The sequence below is a fragment of the Streptomyces sp. PU-14G genome (assembly GCF_041028275.1).
Classification (GTDB): Bacteria; Actinomycetota; Actinomycetes; order Streptomycetales; family Streptomycetaceae; genus Streptomyces.
The window spans coordinates 1-321 of sequence record NZ_JASKYT010000805.1 but is presented as its reverse complement, the minus strand read 5'-3'; the positions used below and the strand labels follow the sequence as shown (position 1 = coordinate 321).

At 64.8% G+C, this 321-nt stretch carries 1 pseudogene; it reads right to left on the bottom strand.

Annotated features, from left to right (window positions below):
- Window positions 1–159, bottom strand: a pseudogene (locus tag AB8Z75_RS35360) (ABC transporter permease); the annotation flags it as partial.
- Window positions 160–321: the final 162 nt, after the last annotated feature.

The following is a 321-nucleotide window of genomic DNA, read 5'->3' as shown; positions in this document are numbered from 1 at the left end:
CTCGACGCTCTCCTTGTCGGCCTGCTTGCCGACGTACATGGTGGCCGGGTCGATGCCCGCCCACTTGGGGATCAGAAAGAAGATGCAGAAGACCGCCAGAACGATGACGACCAGCATCACTGCGACGGCGAACAGCCGCCTGATGAAGTATGTGAGCACTGCTCTCCGGCCGCCCTGCGGCGGCCTTCACCTGCCCTTCGTGCCAGCGGCGGGTGGCGCCGTCAGATGGTGATGTCGGTGGCGGTTGCGGTGACCTTGCGGGTCACTTGACGCCGATGGACGCGAAGTCGTACCAGCCGCTGTAGGCGTCGGACGCGTAGA